This is a genomic window from Paenibacillus sp. AGC31, from assembly GCF_057334655.1.
Window position 1 is genome coordinate 213,780 of record NZ_JBHFJH010000024.1, and the last position, 26,418, is coordinate 240,197.

At 46.0% G+C, this 26,418-nt stretch carries 23 protein-coding genes; 17 read left to right on the forward strand and 6 right to left on the reverse strand.

Features of this window, described 5'->3' with window-relative positions; genetic code table 11:
* The first annotated feature begins 218 nt into the window (after positions 1–218).
* The gene (locus ACE04G_RS08735; RefSeq protein ID WP_221818938.1) at positions 219–2,663 is read left to right on the forward strand and encodes a glycoside hydrolase family 6 protein; all 2,445 of its coding nucleotides are present in this window, start codon (positions 219–221) and stop codon (positions 2,661–2,663) included.
* A gap of 557 nt (positions 2,664–3,220) precedes the next feature.
* A complete protein-coding gene (locus ACE04G_RS08740) occupies positions 3,221–5,557 on the forward strand; it encodes a rhamnogalacturonan lyase (RefSeq protein ID WP_221819300.1) in 2,337 nt (778 codons plus the stop codon).
* Between the two features lie 202 nt (positions 5,558–5,759).
* Here ACE04G_RS08740 and ACE04G_RS08745 read toward each other — a convergent pair whose 3' ends face one another.
* Complete coding sequence (locus ACE04G_RS08745) at positions 5,760–6,386, reverse strand: histidine phosphatase family protein (RefSeq protein ID WP_221818939.1); 627 nt, start codon at positions 6,384–6,386, stop codon at positions 5,760–5,762.
* Between the two features lie 181 nt (positions 6,387–6,567).
* On the opposite strand from ACE04G_RS08745, the gene ACE04G_RS08750 reads away from it, so the two are divergent.
* From ACE04G_RS08750 to melA, 5 genes are all read left to right on the forward strand, one after another.
* Positions 6,568–7,584, forward strand: a complete 1,017-nt coding sequence (locus ACE04G_RS08750; protein ID WP_221818940.1) for an AraC family transcriptional regulator — start codon at positions 6,568–6,570, stop codon at positions 7,582–7,584.
* Between the two features lie 283 nt (positions 7,585–7,867).
* A complete protein-coding gene (gene licT, locus ACE04G_RS08755; protein WP_221818941.1) occupies positions 7,868–8,719 on the forward strand; it encodes a BglG family transcription antiterminator LicT in 852 nt (283 codons plus the stop codon).
* Positions 8,720–8,916: 197 nt separating this feature from the next.
* Complete coding sequence (locus ACE04G_RS08760; protein WP_221818942.1) at positions 8,917–10,758, forward strand: beta-glucoside-specific PTS transporter subunit IIABC; 1,842 nt, start codon at positions 8,917–8,919, stop codon at positions 10,756–10,758.
* A gap of 27 nt (positions 10,759–10,785) precedes the next feature.
* On the forward strand, positions 10,786–11,550 hold the full coding sequence (locus tag ACE04G_RS08765; RefSeq protein WP_221818943.1) for a carbohydrate deacetylase: 765 nt from the start codon (positions 10,786–10,788) through the stop codon (positions 11,548–11,550).
* A gap of 171 nt (positions 11,551–11,721) precedes the next feature.
* Positions 11,722–13,227: an alpha-glucosidase/alpha-galactosidase gene (melA, locus tag ACE04G_RS08770; RefSeq protein WP_405131526.1), complete on the forward strand. Its 1,506-nt coding sequence runs from the start codon at positions 11,722–11,724 to the stop codon at positions 13,225–13,227.
* Between the two features lie 48 nt (positions 13,228–13,275).
* Here the strand turns inward: melA and ACE04G_RS08775 are convergent, their stop codons facing one another.
* Positions 13,276–13,875, reverse strand: coding sequence for a hypothetical protein (locus ACE04G_RS08775; RefSeq protein WP_405131527.1), 600 nt, complete (start codon positions 13,873–13,875; stop codon positions 13,276–13,278).
* Positions 13,876–13,955: 80 nt separating this feature from the next.
* Between ACE04G_RS08775 and ACE04G_RS08780 the strand changes: the two genes are divergently transcribed.
* The 6 genes from ACE04G_RS08780 to ACE04G_RS08805 all read left to right on the forward strand — a co-directional run bounded on the left by ACE04G_RS08780 (position 13,956) and on the right by ACE04G_RS08805 (position 18,025).
* Positions 13,956–14,315: a PadR family transcriptional regulator gene (locus tag ACE04G_RS08780; RefSeq protein ID WP_047841826.1), complete on the forward strand. Its 360-nt coding sequence runs from the start codon at positions 13,956–13,958 to the stop codon at positions 14,313–14,315.
* Entirely contained in the window at positions 14,312–15,007 is a 696-nt protein-coding gene (locus tag ACE04G_RS08785; RefSeq protein WP_339182409.1) for a permease prefix domain 1-containing protein, read from the forward strand. Before ACE04G_RS08780 ends, ACE04G_RS08785 begins: the two co-directional genes overlap by 4 nt.
* Positions 15,004–15,561 (forward strand): DUF4825 domain-containing protein, encoded by a 558-nt coding sequence (locus ACE04G_RS08790; RefSeq protein WP_339182411.1) that lies wholly within the window; start codon positions 15,004–15,006, stop codon positions 15,559–15,561. Before ACE04G_RS08785 ends, ACE04G_RS08790 begins: the two co-directional genes overlap by 4 nt.
* Before the next feature lie 132 nt (positions 15,562–15,693).
* Positions 15,694–16,464 carry an amino acid ABC transporter substrate-binding protein gene (locus ACE04G_RS08795; protein ID WP_237176757.1) on the forward strand — a complete coding sequence of 257 codons (771 nt, stop codon included), beginning with the start codon at positions 15,694–15,696 and terminating at the stop codon, positions 16,462–16,464.
* A gap of 112 nt (positions 16,465–16,576) precedes the next feature.
* Entirely contained in the window at positions 16,577–17,236 is a 660-nt protein-coding gene (locus tag ACE04G_RS08800; RefSeq protein ID WP_221818950.1) for an amino acid ABC transporter permease, read from the forward strand.
* A 33-nt stretch (positions 17,237–17,269) separates the two neighbouring features.
* The gene (locus ACE04G_RS08805; protein ID WP_339182415.1) at positions 17,270–18,025 is read left to right on the forward strand and encodes an amino acid ABC transporter ATP-binding protein; all 756 of its coding nucleotides are present in this window, start codon (positions 17,270–17,272) and stop codon (positions 18,023–18,025) included.
* Between the two features lie 79 nt (positions 18,026–18,104).
* Here ACE04G_RS08805 and ACE04G_RS08810 read toward each other — a convergent pair whose 3' ends face one another.
* Positions 18,105–18,317 carry a hypothetical protein gene (locus ACE04G_RS08810; protein ID WP_076213543.1) on the reverse strand — a complete coding sequence of 71 codons (213 nt, stop codon included), beginning with the start codon at positions 18,315–18,317 and terminating at the stop codon, positions 18,105–18,107.
* A gap of 274 nt (positions 18,318–18,591) precedes the next feature.
* On the opposite strand from ACE04G_RS08810, the gene ACE04G_RS08815 reads away from it, so the two are divergent.
* Positions 18,592–18,915 (forward strand): DUF4190 domain-containing protein, encoded by a 324-nt coding sequence (locus ACE04G_RS08815; RefSeq protein WP_449005249.1) that lies wholly within the window; start codon positions 18,592–18,594, stop codon positions 18,913–18,915.
* A 142-nt stretch (positions 18,916–19,057) separates the two neighbouring features.
* Here the strand turns inward: ACE04G_RS08815 and ACE04G_RS08820 are convergent, their stop codons facing one another.
* Together ACE04G_RS08820 and ACE04G_RS08825 are read right to left on the reverse strand one after the other, a co-directional pair.
* On the reverse strand, positions 19,058–21,244 hold the full coding sequence (locus ACE04G_RS08820; RefSeq protein ID WP_339185341.1) for a YhgE/Pip family protein: 2,187 nt from the start codon (positions 21,242–21,244) through the stop codon (positions 19,058–19,060).
* 76 nt (positions 21,245–21,320) lie between these two features.
* A complete protein-coding gene (locus tag ACE04G_RS08825) occupies positions 21,321–21,899 on the reverse strand; it encodes a TetR/AcrR family transcriptional regulator (protein ID WP_339182418.1) in 579 nt (192 codons plus the stop codon).
* A gap of 650 nt (positions 21,900–22,549) precedes the next feature.
* On the opposite strand from ACE04G_RS08825, the gene ACE04G_RS08830 reads away from it, so the two are divergent.
* From ACE04G_RS08830 to ACE04G_RS08840, 3 genes are all read left to right on the forward strand, one after another.
* On the forward strand, positions 22,550–22,810 hold the full coding sequence (locus ACE04G_RS08830; protein WP_100528578.1) for an AbrB/MazE/SpoVT family DNA-binding domain-containing protein: 261 nt from the start codon (positions 22,550–22,552) through the stop codon (positions 22,808–22,810).
* A 2-nt stretch (positions 22,811–22,812) separates the two neighbouring features.
* Positions 22,813–23,211, forward strand: a complete 399-nt coding sequence (locus tag ACE04G_RS08835; RefSeq protein WP_221818954.1) for a type II toxin-antitoxin system VapC family toxin — start codon at positions 22,813–22,815, stop codon at positions 23,209–23,211.
* 394 nt (positions 23,212–23,605) lie between these two features.
* Positions 23,606–24,382 (forward strand): hypothetical protein, encoded by a 777-nt coding sequence (locus tag ACE04G_RS08840; RefSeq protein ID WP_339307094.1) that lies wholly within the window; start codon positions 23,606–23,608, stop codon positions 24,380–24,382.
* Positions 24,383–24,559: 177 nt separating this feature from the next.
* On the opposite strand, the gene ACE04G_RS08845 is transcribed toward ACE04G_RS08840, so the two are convergent.
* Positions 24,560–26,296 carry a methyl-accepting chemotaxis protein gene (locus ACE04G_RS08845; RefSeq protein WP_101314730.1) on the reverse strand — a complete coding sequence of 579 codons (1,737 nt, stop codon included), beginning with the start codon at positions 26,294–26,296 and terminating at the stop codon, positions 24,560–24,562.
* Between the last annotated feature and the right edge of the window lie 122 nt (positions 26,297–26,418).

A 26,418-nucleotide genomic window follows, 5' to 3' on the forward strand; every position in this document is an offset into this window, starting at 1 on the left:
ATGTCTAACACACGTACAACCACACCCACCATATTATACTCATTCGCATGATTCGCCCTCACACACTATTTGTTTGCTCAAGATTCCAGTTATACAACCATTTCTTTTGGAGGTGATACAACCAACTCATCCGAACGTTCTCTTCGTGCGAAGCATCATAATGACACAGAGGATCAGACATGAGTACAACCCAATCTAACTAAAGGAAAGGTGGAACTATGAAGACTAAATTGAAAACCAAATCGAGAGGTAAGAAGATCCTGCGCAAAGGTGTAAAACAAATGCTTGCAGCAACGCTGCTCGCTGCGGGGATTTTCCCTGGACTGTCTCCAGGCTTGACTCAGGCCGCTGAAGCACATGTGGATAATCCATTTGTAGGGGCAACCGCTTATCTGAACGAGGATTATTCAGCTCTCGTGGATACATCCATTGCGATGACCAATGATGCATCGTTGAAGGCCAAGATGGAGACAGTCAAATCGTACCCAACCGCAGTATGGGTTGACCGGATTGCTGCAATCTATGGCGGGACGGACAACGCTGGTCGCAAAAGTGTAGAGCAACATCTGGATGCCGTTCTCGCTCAAAAGAAACCGGGTACGCCTATAACGGCTTCATTTGTTATCTATAACTTGCCTGGACGGGATTGTCATGCACTCGCATCGAATGGTGAACTTCCACTAACACAGGCAGCACTGCAGACATATAAAACAGATTATATTGATGTCATTGCAGATATCTTTGCAGATCCGAAGTATCAGGATATTCGTATTATTGCCGTCATTGAACCGGACAGTCTGCCTAACCTTGTGACCAACCTGAGTACACCAGCTTGTGGTCAAGCCAGCTCAACAGGTATCTATGAGGCGGGTGTGAAGTATGCATTGGACAAGCTGCACGCCATTCCGAATGTGTACAACTATCTGGATATCGGCCATTCCGGCTGGCTTGGATGGGATAACAACCGTTCTGCAGCAGTCGCGCTGTATACAAGTGTTGTGCAAGGGACAGCCGCGGGTCTGAGCAGTGCAGATGGCTTCATTACGAATACAGCGAACACCACACCGCTGGGGGAGCCGAACCTGTCTAACCCTGATCTCAATATCGGTGGACAACCGATTAAATCTGCCAAGTTTTATGAGTGGAATCCTTATTTTGACGAAACCGATTTCACCGCTGCGCTGTATGCCGATTTTGTACAAGCTGGCTGGCCAAGCAGTACAGGTTTCCTGATTGATACTAGCCGGAATGGCTGGGGCGGGGTAGACCGTCCAGCATCTGCTACGGGCAGCAACATCAACGATTATGTGAATACCGGACGTGTAGATCGCCGGGAGCATCGGGGGAACTGGTGTAATGCCAGTGGCGCAGGTATTGGTGAAGCACCTAAGGCTGCACCAGGACCAGCGCATCTGGATGCTTATGTATGGGTGAAACCTCCTGGTGAATCCGATGGCTCCAGCTCTGAAATTCCGAATAACGAAGGCAAAGGTTTCGACCGGATGTGTGATCCAACCTTCACAACGCGGGATGGTGTATTAACAGGTGCATTGCCTAATGCCCCAGTATCGGGCCACTGGTTCCATGATCAATTCGTGGCACTGGTGAAAAACGCATTCCCTGTACTGCCTGCCAGTAACGGTGGAGGCAACCCTCCGGGCGGAACAACAGCTCCGGCAGCACCAGCAGCATTGACGGCTTCTGGCGGTAATGCCCAGGTCTCCTTGACGTGGACTGCTTCCACAGGGGCTACAAGTTATAGTGTGAAGCGGGCACTGAGTGCATCAGGTCCATTCACAACAATTGCAGCTAATGTAAGTGGAACGTCTTACAGCAACACCGGCCTGATCAATGGTACAACCTATTATTATGTGGTAACAGCAACAAATGCAGTAGGTGAAAGTGTTAACTCTGCAACAGCAACAGCTACACCCGTTGCAGGTGTGACGGCGCCAGCAGCACCGACTGCTCTCACAGCAACCGCAGGCAATGCACAGGTGAGCCTGACGTGGACCGCTTCTACAGGTGCAACAAGTTATGATGTGAAACGCGCGCTGAGTGCATCAGGTCCGTTCACAACGATCGCCACGAATGTGAGTGGCACGTCCTACACCAACACTGCCCTGACGAACGGCACAACGTATCATTATGTGGTAAGTGCAGTGAATGCTGCAGGGCAAAGTGCCGATTCCGCTGTAGCTTCCGCGACACCTCAAAGTGTCGTTGTACCAACCAGTGATCTTGTCGTGCAATATCGTGCTGGAGATACCAATGCTCAAGATAGCCAGATCAAACCGTATTTCAACATCAAAAACCTGGGCAGTACTGCTGTGAATCTGAGTGATCTGAAGATCCGGTATTACTTCTCCAAAGAAGGCTCAGCTGCGATGGATTCTGCCATCGATTACGCTCAAGTTGGCGGAGCCAATATCCAGCGGACCTTCACAGATTCGTATGTGGAGCTGAGCTTCACATCTGGCGCTGGCAGCATTCAGGCTGGTGGACAGACTGGAGACATCCAGCTTCGCATGTACAAAACAGACTGGTCCAACTTGGACGAGACGAATGACTACTCCTTCGATCCAACGAAAACATCCTATCAGGATTGGAACAAGGTAACACTCTACCAAGGTGGAAACCTGGTATGGGGCATTGAGCCTTAAACTTTATTTGTAACTGTCTTAACCGCGATCCTCTGTGTGTTAGAGGATCGCGGTTTTTTGCTATGCATTACAAGAGTCATCTGGAAAAGGGATAGAAGAAAATCCGGAGATAACAGCGATCATAAGAACGATTCGTAACCGGAGCGGCTATCCCTCACAGTTGCAAGTACTTTTTTTCAAAATGTCTCCTATAAACACTGATTATTGATCGTTTTGGACGGATATTTGCCTAGGGTCTGGTAAGCAGGATGTCTATAATAGAACCCGATGGGCGAGATCACCTCGCTCGGATTGGAAAGAGAATGGAAGGGGGACCGTACTCTGGTAGTCGGGCAAGCTGATTTCTCTTTTTTAATTTTGTAAGCGTAATCATTGCGGGTTGAAACCTTCTTTCGAAGAAGGCCTCTATGAATTATCGAACGTCCAATCATTATCAATGTGTATATGCGTCACCTATTCTGTCTCAAGGAGCGTGAAGGTGGATGAACTCAGGAACAACAGCGCCGGTACATAAGGGATCGGTGTCAGGTCGACAATCAGGTCGCAGGAAGGCACGTATGCCACTTGCAGCCAAGGTGCTCTCTTCGGCACTCAGCGTAGCTTTGCTCATTGGAGGAACAGCTGGCGTTACGGGAGCGGAAGCTTCGAACGGTAATGGGGCGCCGGAGGCCAGCCTGCAATCACATAAGGGGGGCAGTCACGTGAAAGAGATTCAACTGGAATATCTGGATCGGGGTTTGGTGGCTGCATCGACATCTGAAGGTGTTTTTCTCAGTTGGAGATTGCTTGGTGATGAGGCCACAGGGTACAGCGACAACGGGCTGACAGGTACGGACTTCAACGTCTATCGTGATGGCAAAAAGATCGCTACCGTCACCGACAGCACCAACTATGTTGATGCCGCGGGTAAATCGTCTTCCCGTTATGAAGTGGCAGCGGTGAACAAGAAGGGCAAGGAAAGCAAACGCAGTGCATCCGTCAAACCTTGGGCGAACGGATATGTGGACATTCCACTGCAAAAACCGGCTGATGGCGTGACGCCAGCAGGAGAAGCCTATACGTATTCCGCCAATGACATGAGCGTGGGTGATGTGGATGGGGATGGCCAATATGAGTTTTTCGTCAAATGGGACCCTTCCAACGCCAAGGACGTATCGCAAAAAGGGTACACCGGTAAAACCTATATTGATGCTTACACCCTGGACGGACAATTGTTGTACCGGATCGACCTTGGGGTCAACATCCGTGCAGGTGCTCATTATACACAGATGCTCGTTTACGATTTTGACGGGGATGGCAAAGCCGAGATGATGTTTAAGACCGCTCCGGGCACAAAGATTATTAAATATAACAAAAAAGGAAAAGTAACCTCCGAGAAGTACATCACACTTCCCAAGCAGGATCGCAAGGCAGGGTACTCGAACGAAGATGATTATCGTTTAAGTGCGGATGGTTACTACGATCACGTGGTGGATATGTTCAAGAACTGGCATAAACATGATGAGGTTGTGAAGGGCAACTGGCCTGCGACATTGGAAGAGGCTTTTGGAATGGAGAAAAAGTATAACTACCCATTATCTCAGCAAGATGCCGAGAGCCTGGCCGACTACTTCATTGATGTGTATGCGGTAGAACGCAGTAACCGAAATGAGCTGCGCAAGTTTGAAGGTTTTATCGTGGATGGACCGGAGTATGTTACGGTATTTGAAGGAAAATCAGGCAAAGAGCTGGAGACCATTCCATATGAACCCGAGCGTCATGATGATGGTCTGATGTGGGGCGATTATGCCATGGCACGGATTGAACCGGGGAATCGAGTGGACCGTTTCCTGGCAGGAGTGGCCTATCTGGACGGCAAGAAACCGTCTGCAATCTTTGCACGCGGATACTATACACGTTCGACGATGGTTGCCTACAATTGGGACGGCAAGAAGCTGAAAAAGGAATGGAAAGTGGACAGCGGCTGGACGCCAATGAAGAACCCATTCAATGACGGACCGCATGGTGTGGATGGCACAGATCCGCAGTATGGCTCCATAACAACCCAGGGAGCGCACTATTTCAGTGTGGCGGATGTGGATGGAGACGGCAAACAGGAGATTATCTATGGCTCCGCTACGATTGATCATGACGGCAGCGTGCTGTACAGCTCCACAGACCTGATGCCTGCCGAGAGTGCTGCGCCGGGAACCATTGCCCGTCTGGGTCATGGGGACGCACTTCATGTGGCAGATATCGACCCGGATCGTCCGGGACTTGAGATTTTCATGGTTCACGAGGGCGGCCCGTGGGCGCCGTACGGCTATTCCCTGCGTGATGCGAAGACCGGAGAAGTGATCTACGGTGGATACACAGGGAAAGATACCGGTCGCGGCATGGTGGGGGATGTTGATCCGACTCGTCGTGGACTGGAGACATGGGCTGTAGGCTTGTGGACAGCTAAGGGTGAGAAAATCAGTGATCAGATGCCGGGAACGAATATGAATATCCGTTGGGCTGGTGATATGACGACACAGATCGTTGATGGTGCCATCGACGTCACACCTACAATCAAAGACTGGAATCGTGGCACGTTGCTGACGGCAACAGGCACATTGACCAACAATCACACCAAAGGTACACCTTCTCTCGTAGCTGATATCTTCGGGGATTGGCGGGAAGAGATGTTGGTGAGAACCACGGACAGTTCAGCGATTCGTATCTATCTGAGTACCGAGAAAACGGACCGCAAATTGTACACGCTGATGCATGATGCGATGTATCGTGTGGGCATTGCCGGACAGAACAGTGGATACAACCAGCCTTCCTATCCGTCCTTCTACATGGCATCGGATATTGACTGGTCCAAAGTAACGCTGCCTAAGTTTTACACGCCAGGTAAGGGTGGAAAGTAAGCAGACCGGATGAGCAATAGCAACATAACACATGTTCAAGATCAGGCTGTAACGTAAGGAAGCATCGTTAGTTTTGAGAGTTAGCATCGAAGCTTGGAAGCTCTGGAATCCCAATGTGTATAGCACATGGAGGTTTCAGAGCTTTCTTCACATTAGGATCTGCGAAACAGACCTTGGCGAGTTCCCAGCCACCCATGTTACGTCATTCTTTTACATCGTTGGAGTCTAAATGCTCGGTAGAAGCGAACGCTTTAATGGTGTAATTTCCTTGATCATAGATCAATGTGGTAATGGAGCACTCGGGGATCAATTGGTTCTGCATAGCTATAAAATTGGAATGCCAGACGTTAAGCTCGCCCTCGCTAAAGGTTTGCACCAGAAAATCAGTAATGAGTCCACCATGTGCAACCACAATAATGTTACTGTTCTCTGGCTCTTCATTAGCTAATGCGGTTAGGAGGGAGGCCAGACGTTCACCAGCCTGTTTGGCCGAGTCTCCCACGGCTGGAACGTAATCTGGATCAGACGTACATCGATCCCACATTGCAATGAATTCTTCGAATGACTGATCGGGGCAATCGCCCCAATTGGCACGTTCGCGCAGGCGAGGATCTTCGGTTATATGGGAATGGGTGTGGCGGGCAATCATATTTGCGGTTTCTTGGGCTCGTCGAAGTGGGCTGGTAAGGATTTTAGTAACGGGAAAGGTAGCTCTGGCAAAATGAAGTGCCGTGGCTTCGGCTTGTAAGACCCCTTCGGAAGTGAGGGAGACATCACCGATTCGTCGTTCTTTGAGACCATGTCTCACGAGATGATAGGTGGTACTCATGCGTGGAAACCTCCTTAAGTATAGATAATTTACACAGATAATTAGATGATATACTAATTATATATTTATCTAATTTAACAATGCAATAAAGCTTTTAACGAAGACAGTTTATATTCAACCTACGGAATTGTTACAATGGAGAAAATTGAGGATCGATCGTCGCAGGAATGGAGGCATGGACATGAGCATCAGAAAGCGTTGGACAGGAAGCCTGTACCAGGAGGCATTGCGAACAGAGGACTGCGGGCCGCGTTTCTACGCGTACTATTACAAGCAGTGGGACAACTATCGTATGTCCTATCACCATCATGATTCCACAGAGATCATGTATATTATTTCGGGAATGTGCCGGGTGGATGTGCAGATGTCGGATGGGAGTTCGGAGCAGACCGTTTTGAAAAAAGGGCAGTTCATTATGCTCGACGCAGGTGTCCCGCACCGTTTGCTGGTGGAAGATGGTGTCCCTTGCCGGATGCTCAATGTGGAGTTTGGTTTCTCCACCTCGTCTCCCGGACAGCTATCCATCCGCCAGCTTGCGCTGGAAGAGGAAGAAGTTCACACTCTACTCACTAATGCTTCGCCATATCTGGTACTGCCTGACCCGGAAGAGGTGTATCACATTATGAAAAGTCTGGTGTTGGAACTCGATCAGCGTGGTCTACTGGAGCAAGGAAGATCAACTGTGCCGATGAAGATCATTCCACCAGAGGAAAGGTTGTATCACCGCGAGGCGCGCAATCTCTCGTCCCCGGAACAGGGCATGCTGGTGCGTACGCTGTTTATCCAGTTGCTGGTCCGTGTTGCGCGTCTGCGCGGAGAAATGAGCCGGAGTGCGCCAGATCAGGCGGAGTTGTATGTCAAACGAACCATTGAATTCATGCATCACAATATGGATCGCAACATTCAGATGAAGGATATCGCGGCAGCCGTCAATCTGCATCCAGGTTATTTACATCGTATTTTTCGTCAGCACACGCAGCGCACACCTACCGACTACCTGACGATGCTTCGAATGGAAAAGGCCAAGATGTTGTTACAACAGTCCAATATTCCCATCTCCGAAATTTCAGACTATGTTGGTGTGGGGAGTCGGCAGTATTTTCATATGCTTTTCAAAAAGTATACGGGTAAGACACCTGTTCAATACAGGGGTTCCATGGAGCGAATAGAGTGGAGCTACCCGGAGGAATCGGAGTAGGCGCAACACCTGGGGCTGACAAGGCATGGTAGAAACTAAATGTTGAACTGAAAGGGTATTCATGATATCCTTTGTTCAGAAGTAACAGATTCGTCGATAATGTAGTGGTTAATCTCATATATTCAGGATTGTGACTGTTCGGCAGGCGATACCTAAATTGTTCGTAGTAGACATGAGTTGTACATGTTGCTGCTTCAATTTAGGTTTTTTTTATGGGAGATTTTTTTGAAGTTCTAATGGAATATTAATGGGATGAGCGTGTGATGAGTTGGGGGTGATGCAGATGAAGATCAGGAAAATCTTTAATAACAATGTGATTTTACTGACGGATGATAACGGGGACGAAATGATCGTGATGGGAAAAGGGATTGGGTATAACAAACATAACAGTGATGTGATTGATTTCTCGCAGGTAGAGAAAAAGTTTGTGGTTGAAAAAGCAACATCTGACAAACTGATGGGTCTGATTGGTGAGATTCCAACCGAACATCTGGAGTTATCGAATGAAATTATTGAATACGCCGAACAACAGCTTGCCCTCAAATTCAGTGATAACATCTACATCACCCTGACGGATCATATCAGTTTCGCGATAAGAAGGTTTCCAGAAGGCATTATTGTCAAGAATGCTTTGCTGTGGGAGATCAAAAAGTTCTATGCAGCCGAGTATGAAGTTGCCCTGAATGCGCTGAACATTATTGAACAGAAAACAGGTGTGAAACTGCCGGAGGATGAGGCAGGTTCCATTGCCCTACATTTTGTCAATGCACAGCAGCGAGGACAGGATATGAAACAAACCTATCAGATGACAAAGATTGTTAATGATTTGGCGAATATTGTGAAATATCATTTTGGAATTAAACTGGACGAAAGCTCGATTAATTATAGCCGTTTCCTCACACATCTGCGGTATTTTGCTTACAGAATTCTACATGATGAGTTGATTCCGGAAGAGAGAGATTCTTTGTATGATCATGTAAAGGACAAGTACCCCGAATCGTATGCGTGCGCCAGAAAGATTAGAAACTACCTGGAGATTAATTACGAGAAGAAAACAACGAATGAGGAAATGGTTTATTTCATGATCCACATTCACCGGGTCACGAACCGTGAGCAGGATCTGACGGAAGAATGAAGGAATACTGATACAACTATATATTAAGGGATTGTGACTGTTCGGCAGGCGAAACCTGAATTGAGGCTTGTGTATTGACTAAGGTCAGTAGACGAGCTTCAGTTCAGGTTTTTATTTTGCCATCGTAATATGTTATTCGAAATGATGGAGTCAAGACGTGAACTGTAGGAATTAAACAAATGTATGGGGGGAACAACATGGATCATCTCAAATTAGCACAAAACATTGTAGACCGCGTTGGAGGAAAGGATAACATTCAATCGCTGACTCACTGCGCTACCCGTTTAAGATTTGTCTTGAACGATAACCGAAAGGCTGATGCAGACATATTGGAAAACACAGCAGGCATCCTGAAGGTTGTTGAAAGCGGTGGGCAATTTCAGGTTGTTGTAGGTAATGATGTTTCCGAGGTGTACAAACATATCGTTGCCGAAGGGGAATTCGACGGAGCAGGGTCCGATGGAAGCTCAGAGAAAGAAAAAAGGAGCATCCGTTCAGCCATCTTTGGCCTGATATCGGGTAGTTTAACGCCATTAATCCCGGTATTTGCTGGAGCAGGGCTAGTTAAGGCTCTGTTAATTGTTCTTGAAAGAGCAGGCTGGATCGCTGTGGATAGTGGAACATACGCTATATTGGCTGCGGCGGGGAACTCGATCTTTTATTTCCTGCCGATTCTTCTCGGCATCACGATTGCCAAAGTTCTAAATGTGAATTCTTATGTGGCAGCGGCGATCGGGGCCGCATTGATGGAACCGAATTTTACGGCTTTGACAGCAGCAGGAAGCACCACTCATTTTCTCGGGATACCCGTATCGTTAATGAACTATGCTTCGTCGGTCTTTCCGATGTTTATCGCCGTTAGCATCTATGCGGTTTTGGAGAAGTTTTTGAAGAAAATCATGCACAAAAATGTGCAGCTGTTCGCAGTTCCATTCCTGTCACTCGTCATTATGGTACCACTAACAGCCATGTTGATTGGTCCATTCGGGCAATATGTGGGCCAATGGATTGGAAATATTGTTAATTTCCTGATTAACAGCAACTCTGTCATCGCAGGGACTATTCTTGGGGGTACCTGGTCTTTTCTCGTATTGCTTGGATTACACTGGGCGACGGTGCCTATTATTATGGGGAACCTAAGCGCTGGGGGAGATCTCATTGCACCCCTTGCGGCAACATCGGTAGCTGCTTCCATGGGTATCGGTCTCGGGGTATTCCTGAAAACAAAGGATAAAGATCTCAAGGCTTTAAGCGGCTCGTCTTTCCTTTCTGCAATTTTGTCAGGGGTTACTGAACCAATTCTGTACGGTATCATTCTGCGTTACCGCAAAACACTCATTTATCTGGTGGCCGCTGGAGCCATTGGCGGTGGTCTGATGGGTTATCTCGGCGTGAAGTTGGTTGTGTTCAATTTCTTCCTTAATGTGTTCACCCTGCCTGCTCAGAGTCCGATGTTGTATTACATTATTGGTGTATTGACTGCCATTGCGGGCGGAGCCTTGTGCGTGGTGCTGTTTGGCTACGAGAGTAAGAAAAATGATCGGGGGACTGAAGCTCCTGATGTACACACGAATGCAGCGATGGAAAGCTTGATTACCAGTCCGCTTGAAGGCACTGTTATTACACTTCGTGAAGTGGAGGATGTCGTGTTTTCCTCAGAGTCGATGGGTAAAGGCGTAGCGATCATTCCGTCCAAAGGTCAGCTGGTGTCCCCGGTAGACGGCGTTGTTTCTGTAACAATGAAAAGCGCACATGCCATTGCGGTTACTTCGGATGAAGGCGTCGAAATTCTCATGCATATCGGCATAGATACGGTGAGATTAAAAGGGAAGTATTTTACACAGAAAGTTCAGCAAGGTGACCGAATCCGTAAGGGGGAGGTACTGATTGAATTTGATCTGGATCAGATCCGGAACGAAGGCTTTAAACTGACGACTCCGATTGTTGTAACGAACTCTGATCAATTCCGCGTCATTACGCCGTTGCAGTCAGAAGGGACAGTTGCTGCAACAGACGAGCTGTTGTCTGTTCGATCATAAATGGATACAGAGAAGGGGAGGAGCAAAATGAAGCTGATTGTTAATGCAGATGATTATGGCATCACCATGAGAGTAAGCGAAGGCATCCTTCATGGGATGAAACAGGGTCTGATTACAGATACCTCGGCGTTGGTGAATTCGGTACATTTTGAGAAGAGTAGTGTCATGGCTCTTGAAGCAGGCATCACGGCTATGGGCGTTCATTTGAATCTGACATTCATGGCTCCGGTGCTGGAAGCATCAGCAGTTCAGAGTATCGTCGACAAGTCGGGTCGTTTCTATCGAAAACCTGGGCTTATTCCTGCATCCTATGATCCTGGGGAAGTGCGCACGGAGTTGAAGGCACAAATCGAGAAGTTTTTGGCTTCCGGATTGAAGTTAAATCATCTGGATACCCATCATGGGGTGAGTATTAAAGATACGCAAATTCTTGATTTGGTGATGGAACTGGCTCGGGAGTATAACGTTCCTATGAGAAGAGATGACCTCTTATCTGGCCAGTTTGAGGGGAAGCTGGCGGATGCAGGTATTCGGTCTACAGATAGGTTATGTGGTGATCCAGCTATGCCTTCTCTACAGGAATCATGGTTTCGCAGCGTGCTGGAGCAGTATAAGGATACAGAATATATCGTTGAAATTGCTGGACATCCAGGATATGCAGATGAAGAATTACGCAATATCTCATCTCTGGTAGATGAACGGGAGCACGATCTTGCTTTATTGATGAATCCAGCGTTGAAAGAATATGTGACAGAACAAGGTATTCAACTCATTAGCTACAGTCAGTTGTAGCAGAGGTACGGCTGTTTCATCGAGTCAGAAGATTAAGTTAGGATTTTTGACAACAAGATCATGAACAGGTCATGATTTTGATAACGCTTCCCTATTTGCGGTTGGTACAATGATTTCATGAAGAGAGTCATTAACCGAAGCGAAAGATTCGGATTAGGGGAGGACATAGGGATGTCGTTTAAAGTGGCGTTTATCGGGGCAGGAAGTATCGGATTTACACGGGGATTGTTAAGGGATTTGCTCACGGTACCAGAGTTTAACAACATTGAAATTGCGTTCTGCGATATTAACCAACACAATCTGGACATGGTGACTGAGCTGTGTCAGCGGGATATCCGTGAGAATGGATTGAATATTCAGATTCAGCCGACAACAGATCGGAAAGAAGCGTTAAAAGATGCGAAGTATGTACTGTGTACGATTCGTGTAGGGGGACTGGAAGCATTTGCAACCGATGTGGACATTCCACTGAAGTATGGGGTAGATCAATGTGTCGGCGATACGCTGTGTGCAGGCGGCATTATGTATGGACAACGCGGAATCGCCGAGATGCTGGACATCTGTAAAGATATTCGTGAACAGAGTGCACCCGACGTGCTGCTCTTGAACTATTCCAATCCGATGGCGATGTTGACTTGGGTATGCAACAAATATGGTGGTGTGCGGACGATTGGACTGTGTCATGGCGTACAGCATGGTCATCATCAGATTGCGGAAGCTTTTGGATTGAAAAAGAGTGAAGTGGATATTGTCTGTGCCGGCATCAACCATCAGACTTGGTATATTCAAGCGTCTCATGAGGGCAAAGACCTTACAGGTGATCTGCTCGAAGCCTTCGAGAAACATCCAGAGTACAGCCGCACTGAGAAAGTGCGGATCGATATGCTGCGCCGCTTCGGTTACTACAGCACAGAATCGAATGGTCACCTGAGTGAATATGTGCCGTGGTACCGCAAACGTCCGGAAGAGATTAACGAATGGATCGACCTGGGCAATTGGATCAACGGAGAGACAGGTGGTTATCTGCGGGTGTGTACAGAGGGGCGCAACTGGTTTGAGACTGATTTTCCTAACTGGATGAAGGATGAACCGATGCAATTCATTCCGGAAAAACGGGGCGAGGAGCACGGTTCGTATATTATCGAAGGTCTGGAGACGGGACGTGTCTATCGTGGACATTTCAATACCATTAATAATGGAGTAATCTCGAACCTGCCGGATGATGCGATTATTGAAGCACCGGGATATGTGGACCGCAACGGCATCTCCATGCCTCATGTAGGCGATCTGCCACTTGGTCCGGCTGCGGTATGTAATGTGAGTATTTCCGTGCAACGTCTTGCGGTTGAAGCAGCGGTGAACGGAGACGACAAATTACTTCGTCAGGCGTTCATGATGGACCCGCTCGTGGGTGCCGTGTGTAATCCGAAAGAGATCTGGCAGATGGTCGATGAGATGCTAGTTGCGCAGGCCCAGTGGTTGCCGCAGTATGGGGATGCGATTGTAGCTGCAGAAGCAAGACTTGCTGCTGGCGACCTTATTCCAACAAAGGAATATGAAGGTGCAGCACGTCTTAAGGTGAAAACGGTGGAAGAGATGAAACAGGATCGCGATGCTGCCAACAAAAACGCGGGTGAATCCGATAAAGGGAAAGATCGCGAGAAAGTGCAGCATTAGATAAAAATGTGTAAGGGCCTCTCCAAAATTGGAGGGGCCTGTTTATTTCTATTTTTTTTCGACACCACGGATAACAAAGGCAAAAGAGGTATCACCCAAGGAAACCTGCGAATTTTGAGAGGAAGTCCAGCGGGCAAAGGCTCCATAATAATGAGTACCTTTTTCCTGCGCTAACTGGAATGAACCTTCTCGCAAAGAGATGGGACGTGCCACTCCATTTACATATTCGACAAGAGTTAACTCGTCAGGTGGTACATTTGTACCCAGATGAATAGATATATTCTCGCCTACCAACACGGAGACAGGTACTTGACCTTCCAGCAGTTCCATATGACCTGCATAGTCTGCACACATACTTTCCCAGCAATAACTGCCCTGTATAGCAGGAATAGGAGTGCCACTTTCAGTCTGTATCACTGGTGTAGGCAGTTCCTGATTTTGTTTTAATTCCGTTTTGGCTTGATTTGCATTGGTTGTTGAGGGTGAGGCAGTTTTGTTTGTACCATGACTTGGAGTAGGATTACAGCCGGATAATATAAGCAAAGTTGAAAGAAATAACAATGTGGTCAATGTTCTTATCGTATTGAAGAATTTTATTTGCAAGAGAGGAATGTTGCTAGTGTTACTCTTGCGATGCATATTTACCATGTGATACATATTACCTTTACAGACATAGTAATGTGTCTTATAGTATACACAGGACGGAAGAAAGTCGGTGAAACTCGTAGATGGATGTGCAAGTGATTAACAGTGATCTGATTCGGGGCAATATTGACCCCATCATTCTGAGTGTACTTATACCCGCAGATAACTATGGTTACAGCATTATTAAGGAGATCTACCGTAAGAGCGGAGAGCAGTTTGAATTGAAGGAACCTACGCTTTATTCCAGTTTGAAGAGGCTGGAGAAGAGTGGATATGTGGAGTCCTACTGGGGGGAAGAGACGCAGGGAGGACGACGCAAATATTACCGAATTACAACGCAAGGCCTTGAAGCCTATAGAGAGCAGGTTCATGCTTGGCAAGCAGCCAAGGCACTGATTGATTGCATGATTGTCACTGGAGAAAAAGGAGATGAAGACCTATGAGATTGGAAGCTCGCATCACTCGTCATGTGAATCGTTTGTTCGCTCACGCACAAGATACATTAGACAATCGAGAATTAAAAGAAGAGATTCACAGCAATCTCGCTGCGCGGATTGACGATTATATCTCGCAGGGTATGAGTGAAGAGAAGGCGTTCCAGACCGCCATTCAGCATATCGCTGGTATGGATGAAGTGATGAGTGACCATCGAAGGGTACAACGTGTTCCTTACTGGACAGCGTTGTTGCAGTCTGCTCTGATTTATAGCCTCATAGCCTGGATCATTACCATTCCAATGAGAGTGCTGATGCAAGGCTCCGCCATAAACAATCTGCTTATGATCGTGAGTCTCATTGTTGGTGGCATGTATGTATTGTATCTGTTGATCAACAAGACGAACGATTCTGCAACTTCCGTGAAAACCACGGTTATTCGAATCCCTGCCTTAGTGCAGTGGAATCGCAGGATATGGTGGTTGTGGGCGGCATTAATACTCGTACTATGGGGAACGCAGGCAGCGTTGCGATTCGGAAGCAACATCTGGTTTAATCGACCCATTCAGGTGGATGGACCCTACCAGTTTGCTGTGATCGTCATTGCCTTTGCCATCCCGTTACTAAGCGTTATTATCCCTTTGGTAGTGCATCGGGCGTATCGGATCGTTAGTAAGTATGAAGTGAGTGATGCGTTATGAGAATTAGAAACATATGGATTATAACACTTGTTGTGTTGGGCATCATTGGCTTAGTGATTGTTGAAGGCTACGTTAATCCGAAGATCGAGGCGAAACAGGCTCGGTACGAGGAAGAGCAGCAGAATCCGCTGACACATGATTTTGCCGCTTTAGCCAAATATCGCAGTCCCTACATGGGTGATAATTCAAACCTTAGTCATCTGAATCAGGCTTTACCTTTACGTGAAAGATTGAATGGTTACCAACTGTACCCGGAGACGTTCACGGTCCAAGTGAATTATAGCTTGGATACGCGTGAGATGGATGCAGAGGAACTTGAGCGGATACTTGTATATAATGCGGTTGCGAACTTTGTTATGATTGATAATCTGGAGCAGATCGTCTACCAGTTTGAGAATACCAGCCATACCTTACGTCGTGAATCTGCCCAACAATGGACAGGTACGGAATTAAAGGAGCTTCAGAACCTGGAGCTATGGAATTCGACTGTACGCGAGAAGCTGGTAGAACCGGCACAAGTGAAAAAGGCTTTTTCACAGATTGTTGACAATTAAGCTGCATGAAATAGAAGGAAATAGGCAAGAGACTCGACTCTTCTCCCATGCTATGTTATTATAAATCTCTGATAACGTGGTAACGAACTAAAGCGTTTGGGTTTTGGTTATAGACATGGAGGGGTTCGAGAGATGAGAAAAAAAGCGATTCTACTATTATTCATTAGTATATGTGTATTGATTGTGGCTGGTTGTTCCAGTTCCGCAAGCAAAGACGATAACACGATTGTTGTAGGAATTGATGACAAGTTTGCTCCAATGGGCTTCCGGGACGAGCAAAATGAAATTGTTGGTTTTGATATTGATTACGCAAGAGCTGCAGCGGAGAAAATGGGTAAAGAAATCACATTCCAGCCAATCGACTGGTCTTCCAAAGAATCAGAGCTGAACAGTGGCCGGATCGATATGATCTGGAACGGGTACACCATTACGGATGAGCGTAAAGAGAAAGTGCTCTTCACGAAGCCGTATCTGGAAAACAGCCAAGTAGCTATTACCTTGGCAGACTCGCCAATCACAAAGCTGGATGAACTCGATGGCAAAAATGTGGGATTGCAGGCGCTGTCCTCCGCGGCAGATGCATTGGCAGCAAGTCCTCTGAAGGATAAAGTGAAAGCTTCCGAATTCAAGGATAACGTGCTTGCACTGACGGATCTGAAGACAAAACGTCTGGATGCGGTCATCATTGATGAAGTGGTAGCGAGATACTACATGTCCAAAGAAGAGGGAACATTCAAACTGCTGGATGAATCTCTTGCACCGGAACAATATGGCATTGGTATCAAAAAGGGAAATGAAGAGCTTCTGAATCAGCTACAAAAAGCGCTGGATGAGCTGAATGCAGACGGAACAGCGGCTAAAATCTCCGCCCAATGGTTGGGTGAAGATAAGGTTCTGAAATAGGCAGGTTACACACCTGATATATAGTTAGAAACAAAACGGACCCCGTATTCCATGCTGGAGCGATTTATGCCCCAGAGGAATGCGGGGTTAACAGATTAGAGGAGACGAAACAATGAGTTGGGATTATTTATCGACCATTTTAAAACCGATGCTAGAGGGTGCGCAGACCACCATTTTCATGTTCTTGCTAGCGATCGTGTTATCTGTACCGCTTGGATTTGCGGTCACGCTTGCGATGAGAAGCCAGATTAAACTGCTGGCGTGGATTGCCCATACGTATGTATACGTGATGCGAGGAACACCGCTACTGCTCCAAATTCTATTCTTCTGCTTCGGTTTACCGTTGCTTCCGGTGATTGGAGAGTATCTGGTGTTTGATCGTTTTGTTGCAGCGGGGATTGCGTTCATCCTGAACTATGCGGCGTACTTCGCTGAAATCTTCAGGGGCGGACTGCTTTCCATTGATAAGGGGCAACATGAAGCAGCCAAGGTCCTTGGATTAACGAAGTGGCAGACGATGACCAAAGTCATTATTCCTCAGATGATTCGTGTAGTATTGCCTGCAACGGCCAATGAGTCCATTACGCTCATCAAGGATACGGCTCTGCTCTATGCCGTGGCTGTGCCTGAGCTGTTGTATTACGCCCAAGCGGCGGTAAATCGCGACATAAAGCTGTTACCTTTCTTCGTGGCGGCGGTTATGTATCTGCTCATGACACTTGTACTCACCGTGCTGTTCAAGGCACTTGAGAAGCGGTTTTCATTTGAATAAATTAAATCTGATCAATCAAAGGACTGTCTGCATATGACACATATAATAGAAGTAAATCAGTTGAGAAAATCATTCGGCACACTTGATGTGCTGAAACAGGTATCCTTCAACGTGGAACCAGGCGAAGTAATTGCCGTGATCGGGCCTTCTGGTTCGGGGAAAAGTACGATGCTGCGCAGCCTGATTCATCTGGAGGATATTTCGGGCGGAACGATTCGCATTCAGGATCAGACGTTGGTCGATAATGGCCGTTACGCAGGTGCCGCGGATATTCGCAAGATTACGGATCGCATGGGCATGGTGTTTCAGCATTTTAACTTGTTCCCGCATCTGACCGTACAGGCTAATCTGGAACTCGCACCGAAGACTTTGAAAAAAGAAAGTTCAAGCGTCATCAGACATCGCAGTCTTGAATTACTTGGAAAAGTAGGGCTGTCGGACAAGGCCGATGCCTATCCGGCCAATCTATCCGGTGGACAGAAACAGCGTGTAGCTATTGCCCGAGCACTCATGATGCAACCGGATATCCTCCTGTTTGATGAGCCAACGTCGGCACTCGATCCAGAGCTGACCGGGGAAGTGTTACGTGTAATCAAACAACTGGCGCAGGAAAATATGACGATGTTAATCGTCACGCATGAGATGGGCTTCGCCCGTGACGTTGCGGATCGTGTATTTTTCATGGATAACGGCGAGATCGCAGAGGCGGGGCCTCCAGAACAGATCTTCGGCAATCCAAAGCTTGCACGTACCCGGACGTTTTTGCAGCGGGTGGAAGTGGAGAGGTAGAAGAAACCTCAAATTATATGATGTGAAAGAACGCAATCCGTTGATAATAAGGGATTGCGTTCTTTTTTGAAATAATGGCTTATGTCCACAGGTATATGTTCCAGATCATCAATACAAGGGTCAACACGATATAAGTTACTACATTCCAACGTGTTCGCATTCGATAAGTGGTGTAACTCATGATTCCAAACAAAACAATACTAAAACATAATACAGCTACATTATTTCGATATAGAGCAATAGGTAGAAGCATCACAATCATAAGTATGTTCATTACTTTATCGATTTTCATCGTAGTGATCCCCCAAAGATATTCAGAAAAGTATTACGACTATAATAATATCTATATGTTAGAGGTATTCTTGGTTTATATCATCACACGGATAAACGGTTCTTAAATTCATATCCTTGAAGTACAATTTATAAGCTTGTGGATGTAGGTATATGTCCGGGGATGATGAGAATAAAATAAATCTAATGGTAATTCATAATTAACACAATATGGATATTATTTTTCCTAATAATTGATTATAATGAACATACTTAAAGAAAAGGGAGGATTTACCTTGGAACATCACGAAAATGATGTAGATCGTTATTATAACGACACATTGCCACCACCGCCTTATGTAGTACCAAAGACCAATAGCAAGTCGATTGTATCACTAGTTCTGGGGATTCTGTCCGTCACGATTCCTTACGTGGGAATTTTAATCGGAATCGTCGCGATTATATTTGCATCTTTAGCCTTCAAAGAGATCAGAGTTCGCATGGAGCAAGGCAGAGGATTGGCCATTGCTGGACTTGTTTGTGGAATCATCGGTACAGCGATGTATGTATTACTTATTTTGCTCGTGCTATTGTTTAGTTTCGCTATCTCAAGTTCTTAAATTTACTCTACATACTAGAAATATGAAGTTAGCAAACTTAGATTGTATCTAAAACTAAAAAAAGCAAAGGCGTACCTTAGCTCACATCTCCTGTAGAAGAGGATGGAGCTTAAGTATACACCTTTGCTTTTTATTTTACTTTTTACAGGTGAAGTGAGACTTCACTGCTGACGTTTGCGTTCTCCGTGGTATGAGGCATCAGGAAATACGTTAAGGTTCCTCCCAGGCCAATCACGGCGAAGATGCACAGAATACCAATCTGATCCCAAGCCACACCGAACTGTCCACTTGAGATAACTGCTTTATAACCTGTTACCGAATAGGTCATAGGCAGCCATGGATTAAACACTTTCAGCCAATTTGGAATCAGTTCGAGCGGGAAGGTGCCTGCGCTGGTGGTAAGCTGAAAGATCAGCATCAGAATCGCGAGGAATCGACCCGGATTCTCCAGCCAAGTCACCAGTGCCTGAATGATGTACATGAAGCTTAGACTGGTAACAAAGCTGAACAAGAGGAATAATGGAACGCTCTGAACATCCAGACCCAAGCCGTATAAGACCAGCCATGAAGCAAGTAGGGACTGCACTGCACTCATGAGTGTGAAAGCCAGCGTTTTACTCACAAAACAATTCCAGCCACTTGCCTCGCTAACCGTGCTGCCGCGTGTTGGCACAACCAATGTCGCAATCAATGCCCCGACAAATAGCCCAAGTGACAGGAAGTATGGCGAGAATCCTGTACCGTAGTTGGGTACCTCATTATATTTATGCTCATCGACCTGAACAGGCTCTGCATACATGGTTACCAGCTCATCCGTCTTTTTCACACTACCCGTCTGCTCAGCCGCTTCATTCAACTTGATGGCAAGTTCGCCAGAGCCGTCGGTTAATTTGGTAGTGCCTTCTTTTAATGTTCCCGCACCATCATCCAGCTTGCGGGAACCTTCGGTAATGGTGGTGATTCCGTCTGAAAGCTGGTTTATACCCGTAACCAATTGGCCTGCACCTGTATTTAACTGACTCGAACCTTCTGCAAGTTTGGCTCCTCCGGCTGCTGCTTCGGTCAACTTGGTGTTAAATTGTTGAAGGCCCGTTGCAAGCTGCGTATGTCCGGTTGATAATTGTGTTGCTCCTTGTAAAAGTTGCTGTTCACCCTGCACTAGCTGACTGCTGCCTTGATGCAGTTGCTGTTGCGCAGCCTGAAGGCTTTTGCTGCCTTCCACTAATTGCTGTCCACCTTGATAGACCTGTTCGCTGCCAGCGGCAACGGCCTGACTTGCTGCCAGTAATTGCTGAACAGCCGGGTTAGCGGCAAGATCGGGACTTGCTTCGGCTAATTGGGCAAGCCCTTGTGCAACGGCCTTGGCACCTTCACTTACTTTGCTGCTGCCTTCCACTGAGGTTTGCAATCCGGCTACCAGCTTCGCACTTCCTTGTTCGGAAGCTTCCAGTCCAGCATCCAACTTAGCCGCGCCTTCTTGAGCGGACTGAATACCTGCCTGTAACTGTTTGCCGCCAGTTTCAGCCTGCAATGCACCGTTACCCAGTTTCGTGCCTGCTGCCGCCAATTGGGACAATCCATCCGACAGGGAGCTGGCTCCTGCATGAAGCGTACCGATTCCTTGTGCCAAGGTAGCTGTTCCCTCTTTTAATGGTGCCATACCTGTTTCCAATTTGTCGGTTCCATCCGCCAGTTTGGACAGGTTCTTTTTCAAAGTAGAGGCACCATTATCCAGCTTGGCTGCGCCCTCGTTGATCTTGCTAGCACCATCTCCGGCATCCGATAAACCGCTAGAGATCTTCTCCACCTGATCCAGTAGCGTTTCGGTATACGATTCTGTGATTTTGGCAGCGACTTTGGAGCGAATTTGTTTGACCGCCGTGCCGCCAATCTGACCCGCGAGGAAGTTGTATCCTTCATTGGGTTCGTAGATAAGGTCGGCCGGCTCGGGGTGCTCATCCATCAGGGTTGTTGCTTTGGTGGAAAAGTCCTCTGGAATCACAATCGTCATATAATACGTGTTGTTTTGCATACCTTGTTCTGCTTGTTCACGAGTCACGAATTGCCAGTTGAAATCATCACTTTTTTTCAATTCATCGACCAGATTCTGACCGACCTCCAGTGATTTGTCATTGTAGACTGCACCCTGATCTGTGTTGACCACGGCTACAGGTAATTCATTCATTTTGCCATAGGGGTCCCAGAATGCGTTCAGGAACAGGCCGCTATACAGCACCGGAATGAACAGTACAACGAGAATTGGAATAAATACTTTTGGTTTCTTAAAGGCGGACTTCAGATCCTGCCCAAATACGTGGAATGATTTCATCATGTTCTCTCCCTATCCTTACGCTAATCCGTTTGTTCTATCTCTATTATGTGTTGAATCTAGTGCATGCCTTTCTCTAGGTGGGGGATAAGCCATTCTTGAGAAAGAGGCCCACAAAATCCTTGATCTGATCTTTGTGCAACGTTGGATGCGCTTTGTTCCAATCTGAGGTTAAGGTGACATACAGCTTCAGCAGGACAAAAGAAACCAGCTTGGGATCGTCCCTGCGAATCTGCTCTAACTCCATGGCACGGCTCACCTGACGCTCCAGATATTCGAGAATGGCTGTCTCCACTTTTTGCAGACCTTCTTTGGCCTGTGGTGTACCGAACTCGTTAACCTCCTGAAAGAGCTTGATCAACAGCTCATGTTCCTCACGATACTCCAGCAAAGAATCCATACTCATATGCACGTTATCTAGAAAGGAATTCTCTTCTTTCACCGTCTGCTCTGTAATCTGTCTCATATCCGCAATGATCGAGCACAGAATCTCGCTGAACAGTTCTTCTTTATTTTCGAAAAAAGTATAGATCGTTCCCTTGCCCACATTGGCAAGTCTCGCAACCTGCTCCATCGTTGTGGCTTTGTAGCCAAACAGGGCAAAGGATTTCTCGGCAGAATCCATCACCTGTTGCCTTCGATCTATCGTTTTCATCGCATATACACCTCCTTGTAGGTTGAAAGGATAATGGTAAGGTAAGTCCTGTATTGACCATTTTACTATTATGGTCAGTTGGTCGTTAACAACTGTAGCACTTGAACAGGGGAGCTAGATATGATCATTGTCATAAACGGATGGGACAGGTGCGAATGTGATGCTCACATGAAAACCCTGGGGGATTCGCACCTCAGAATTTGTCGAAATGGGCAAAATTGTTACCTTAAGGCAACACGTAGGCATAATGTGATTGAATAATGATATGGAAAGTCATAGAATAATAGTGAAAAAACGTGTTTTGGATGGCTCAAATCGTTAAAATACGTACTTTTTCGCTGTCGCACTCCGTATGGAGTGCGTGGATTGAAATATTGTCCTTAATGACCATGTTAATGGGAAATAACTCACATTAAAGAAGTACATTGGAACGGCAAATACCTACTTATGACTGGGAAGTTGAAGTTTATAATACACATGAACATGTAAAACAGCTTTGGGCTTACATATTGACGCTGAAATTACTCAGCATTAGAAATTCAATTCCAAATGACTATACTTGGAATGTATATTACTTGATGTAAAAAGTAATACTTGAACATTAAAGTAGTACATTGTAATATAGGTAATAGAGTAGGAGGTAGTAGTGTATGAGTATGTATGAATCAGGTAAGGTAACTTCGAAAGGACAAGTTACAATTCCAGTTGAGGTAAGGAAACAACTAGGTATAGCTACAGGCGACAAAATTATTGTAATTATCCAAAATGGCGAAGCAAAATTAGAAGTTAGGAAACAGAAAAAGTTAACTGATCTTGTAGGAATCTTAAAGACAGGGCAAGAACATGATCTTCAGGAAGCTAGGAAGTCAGCGATTGACTGGGTGGGGAACAGTTACAAAAAAGGGGAATAGCAATGGATTTTTTGGCTGATACAAACATACTAGTACGGTTGTTCACTCAAGACGATAAGGAGCAGTTTGAAAAAGTTTCTGAAATGCTAGATAGCGGAGATTTTCAGATAATTGTTTCATCACCAGTAATTATTGAAACATGTTGGGTACTGAGATCACATTACAAGCATTCTAATGTTGATGTAGGAAATGCCCTGTTTAGTCTATCGCAAATTGATAACATTATCTTTGAGGAAGATTACATGAAAGATGCGTTAAGGCTGTTTGTTGAAAAGGGTAACGTTGACATTGTGGACTGTTATCTTAGCGCAAAATCAAAAACAATTAACATGCCAGTAGTAACATGGGACAGTGATTTTAAGAAGCTGGGATGCGAGTATTACAAGCCAAATCAACTTTAAATGTTGTTTAGGTAATTGAAACCAGCGGTAGCAGTAACATTACAGTAAATAATGCTGGTACAAGTATTCTAAATCGTACTCTGTATGGAGTGCGTGATTGAAATTTTGGTAAGAGGACGAGAATGGATTTTGTATCTAACTGAGCTCCCATACCTGTAAAAAAACACAGATAGTTGTACTGTCTGTGTTTTTTTGTATAACGACGGATAGAACTACGAGTACCTGTTTTTTGAATGATACAGAGATGCAGCTTGCATGAAATGCACCAAGGAGGAGCACATTGGCCCAATAACTGTTCCCTGTTCTTAGGCGTTTATTGAGTTGAATAGCTGATCGTAAAAAGCTCGTAACTAAGTCTTAGTTAAATCCGTCTAATAAGTTGAGGTGATTGAACATGAAACCATTTAAATATTGGAGCCAGCGCTTGAGTATACTTTTTGTTCTAGTCATTATTGTTGGCTGTGGAACATCGAATAAGGGTGAAATAACATCCAAACCCCAGGAAACGGATACGGAAGAAGTTTCAAAGGAATCAACGAAGCGATGCCCGGGAACCCTTGAATGGATTGATTTTCTAATGCTCAATAATATTACATATTTTCAAAACAACGAGGGGACCAAAGAGGTACCCGCAGAGCAAATTGGGGATAGGGTAGGGGAAGTGAGCTTCATGCTGAACGAGCATGCGTGTGCGGATCACGTGACCGAGAATGGTGATGCGGCATATCTTCCAATTGGAACTGTTATATATGAACTAAAAGGTTATAAGTCGCATTATCGCGTAGTAGCGAATAAAAAGGTTTACGAAGCAAAAGAAAATCCCAATGCTAAGACAATGGGAGACCTGATGGACATTGAAGACAAAGTGGAAAAAGTCAGCCTTGAAAGCGGGAACGATGGCAGCCCAATCGGTGACTTTCCCCAGGAAGCCGCATCCGAATTCATGAACGAGCTTTTGCTGTTGCGATATGTTGGCTTTGATGAGGTGTATAAGAAATCCAAGCATGAGACAGGGATTTTTTTACGTGTGCACCTTCAAGATGGAACATCTTTTCGAATGGTTTATTATCCCAAAGCGAATGCTTTCTCAGCAGGTGCATTTGGAACAGAAAAGATACAATCATTAATCGTTTCTCAGAGAAAAGAAATTAAAGCAGCTGCAGGATTATAGTGGATTGGAGGTTCAACAATCAGTTGATGACACCACTGTCTGTTAAATGATACCGGGAAGGTATAGAACCTACCCACCTAAGTTGGTAACAACAAAAAAACCAAGGCTTTGAGTGTAGTCACTCATGAGCCTTGGTTTTTACTGTGTCGTATTCTTGTTCTCTATATCCTATTAATTCTATTCTGCACGTACTTTAAAGAATGAGATCAGTTCTTGCAGTTGTTCGGATACAACCGAGAGCTCATCGGAGGCACTCACAATGGCTGCCATGGAGGCTTCCTGCTCATCAATTGACTGCTCAATTTGTTTACTGCTGCTTGCTGCCTTGCTGACATTGGCAGACAGTTCATCGGCCGTAGCAGACATTTCTTGTGTGCTTGCCGAGATCTCTTCAGTAGAACTGGAGATATCCTGAATCTGGTTTGCAACTTTATTCGTAGCAGTCAGAATATTCTCGAAGAATACACCAGTCTCTTGGGTAACTTCCAAGCCTTTGGTAACTTCCTTGGAACCCAACTGCATCGCTTCGGAAGACTGCATGATATCCCGTTGAATTTCTTCAATTAACTGTCGAATTTGCTTCGCTGATTCCTGCGATTGCTCTGCCAGGTTACGTACCTCACCTGCAACCACCGCAAAACCTCTTCCTTCTTCACCTGCACGGGCTGCCTCGATTGAAGCGTTAAGTGCAAGCAAGTTGGTTTGTCCGGCAATCTCCGTGATTACGTTAACAATGTTGCTAATCTGGTTCGAGTTATTTTCCAAAGACTGAATCGAGTTTGACGTATTTTGCACCGCACCGGAGATCAGGCGCATCTGCTCAATGACTTGTTGCATCACCACATTACCTGTGCTGGAGCGCTGCTCCATGCTGAGTGCTTCATCTGCCACATCGGCTGAGCTGCTGGCGATCGTCTGCACTACCGTTGACATCTCAGTCATGGCACGTGCGTTCTCCACAGTGGCTTTGTCTTGTGACACCAGTCCAGTAGATATTTCCCGAATATTGGTGCTAATGGATTGAATGTTCACATTATTTTTCTCGGAAATGCCCAGTAGTTGTTTGGAAGATTCCGAGAGGTGATGCGAAGTATTCTGTACTTTATAGATGGTTGTATTGAATCGATGGATCATCGCATTAAACTTCTCGTTGATGATACCCAGATCATCTCGCCCGGTATCGATGGTTACGTCCAGATTACCCGTGCTGACTTCTTCGATACCTTTCATCAGATTGCGGATCGGAAGCAACGTTCTTTTCAGCAAAATGAATTGCAACACCATGAACAGGATCAAGAAACCGATCAGGAACATCAAACCGTACGTAAGCAGTTTGTTAAGGCCTTTTGGAACGGCACTTGCATCTACATCGAAGTAAAGAGCAGCGTACATGGAGCCATCTGCGTTATTAATCGGATAGATCAGAGTGGTCCAAGTTCCGTACTCATCCGTGTAGAAATCACTGAAGGCAGGCTTTCCGTCCTTTTTCATCTGTTCCAGCACTACGACGTTATTCTGAGGCAGCGGGTACATGGCACCTGCAGGCAGATTACCCTCCTCGAATGGTTCCAACAGGTTGGTTGGAATCGCGATGATGGACGTTCCGTTTCCTTCCTCAAGTTCTGAACCAAAAATGTACGCTTGCGCGATGTTTGGATAGAATTCATGGATGGAATCGAGATAAGCTTTCATTTCCAGCTGTACAGGACCGGAGTAGCTTTTTTCCTTAGCCGCTTCTGCCACTTTGGCAGTGTCGAGATCGTCATACCATTTCTGGGTGATGACGGTAGCCTGGTCGTGCAACTGTTCAACCAAGATATTTTTTTGCAATTGATACGCGGCAGTAATCAGGATTACACCGATCAACATGATGCTGCCGAATGAAATCACCAAATTTTTGATGAAGAAAGGCATGGTACTCCAGCGAAGCTTATTAAACAAGATGGTTCACTCCTTCTACGATTGTGACGAAGGACTTATCCTGGGGGTTTACACGCTATGTAATTGTTGACTTAAAAAAATGCAATGTGGTCCCT

Coding starts and splice junctions, on each gene's coding strand:
- ACE04G_RS08735 (WP_221818938.1), top strand. CDS start 219: ATGAAGACTAAATTGAAAACCAAATCGAGAGGTAAGAAGATCCTGCGC.
- ACE04G_RS08740 (WP_221819300.1), top strand. CDS start 3,221: ATGCCACTTGCAGCCAAGGTGCTCTCTTCGGCACTCAGCGTAGCTTTG.
- ACE04G_RS08745 (WP_221818939.1), bottom strand. CDS start 6,386: ATGAGTACCACCTATCATCTCGTGAGACATGGTCTCAAAGAACGACGA.
- ACE04G_RS08750 (WP_221818940.1), top strand. CDS start 6,568: ATGAGCATCAGAAAGCGTTGGACAGGAAGCCTGTACCAGGAGGCATTG.
- licT (WP_221818941.1), top strand. CDS start 7,868: ATGAAGATCAGGAAAATCTTTAATAACAATGTGATTTTACTGACGGAT.
- ACE04G_RS08760 (WP_221818942.1), top strand. CDS start 8,917: ATGGATCATCTCAAATTAGCACAAAACATTGTAGACCGCGTTGGAGGA.
- ACE04G_RS08765 (WP_221818943.1), top strand. CDS start 10,786: ATGAAGCTGATTGTTAATGCAGATGATTATGGCATCACCATGAGAGTA.
- melA (WP_405131526.1), top strand. CDS start 11,722: ATGTCGTTTAAAGTGGCGTTTATCGGGGCAGGAAGTATCGGATTTACA.
- ACE04G_RS08775 (WP_405131527.1), bottom strand. CDS start 13,875: ATGGTAAATATGCATCGCAAGAGTAACACTAGCAACATTCCTCTCTTG.
- ACE04G_RS08780 (WP_047841826.1), top strand. CDS start 13,956: ATGGATGTGCAAGTGATTAACAGTGATCTGATTCGGGGCAATATTGAC.
- ACE04G_RS08785 (WP_339182409.1), top strand. CDS start 14,312: ATGAGATTGGAAGCTCGCATCACTCGTCATGTGAATCGTTTGTTCGCT.
- ACE04G_RS08790 (WP_339182411.1), top strand. CDS start 15,004: ATGAGAATTAGAAACATATGGATTATAACACTTGTTGTGTTGGGCATC.
- ACE04G_RS08795 (WP_237176757.1), top strand. CDS start 15,694: ATGAGAAAAAAAGCGATTCTACTATTATTCATTAGTATATGTGTATTG.
- ACE04G_RS08800 (WP_221818950.1), top strand. CDS start 16,577: ATGAGTTGGGATTATTTATCGACCATTTTAAAACCGATGCTAGAGGGT.
- ACE04G_RS08805 (WP_339182415.1), top strand. CDS start 17,270: ATGACACATATAATAGAAGTAAATCAGTTGAGAAAATCATTCGGCACA.
- ACE04G_RS08810 (WP_076213543.1), bottom strand. CDS start 18,317: ATGAAAATCGATAAAGTAATGAACATACTTATGATTGTGATGCTTCTA.
- ACE04G_RS08820 (WP_339185341.1), bottom strand. CDS start 21,244: ATGAAATCATTCCACGTATTTGGGCAGGATCTGAAGTCCGCCTTTAAG.
- ACE04G_RS08825 (WP_339182418.1), bottom strand. CDS start 21,899: ATGAAAACGATAGATCGAAGGCAACAGGTGATGGATTCTGCCGAGAAA.
- ACE04G_RS08830 (WP_100528578.1), top strand. CDS start 22,550: ATGAGTATGTATGAATCAGGTAAGGTAACTTCGAAAGGACAAGTTACA.
- ACE04G_RS08835 (WP_221818954.1), top strand. CDS start 22,813: ATGGATTTTTTGGCTGATACAAACATACTAGTACGGTTGTTCACTCAA.
- ACE04G_RS08840 (WP_339307094.1), top strand. CDS start 23,606: ATGAAACCATTTAAATATTGGAGCCAGCGCTTGAGTATACTTTTTGTT.
- ACE04G_RS08845 (WP_101314730.1), bottom strand. CDS start 26,296: ATGCCTTTCTTCATCAAAAATTTGGTGATTTCATTCGGCAGCATCATG.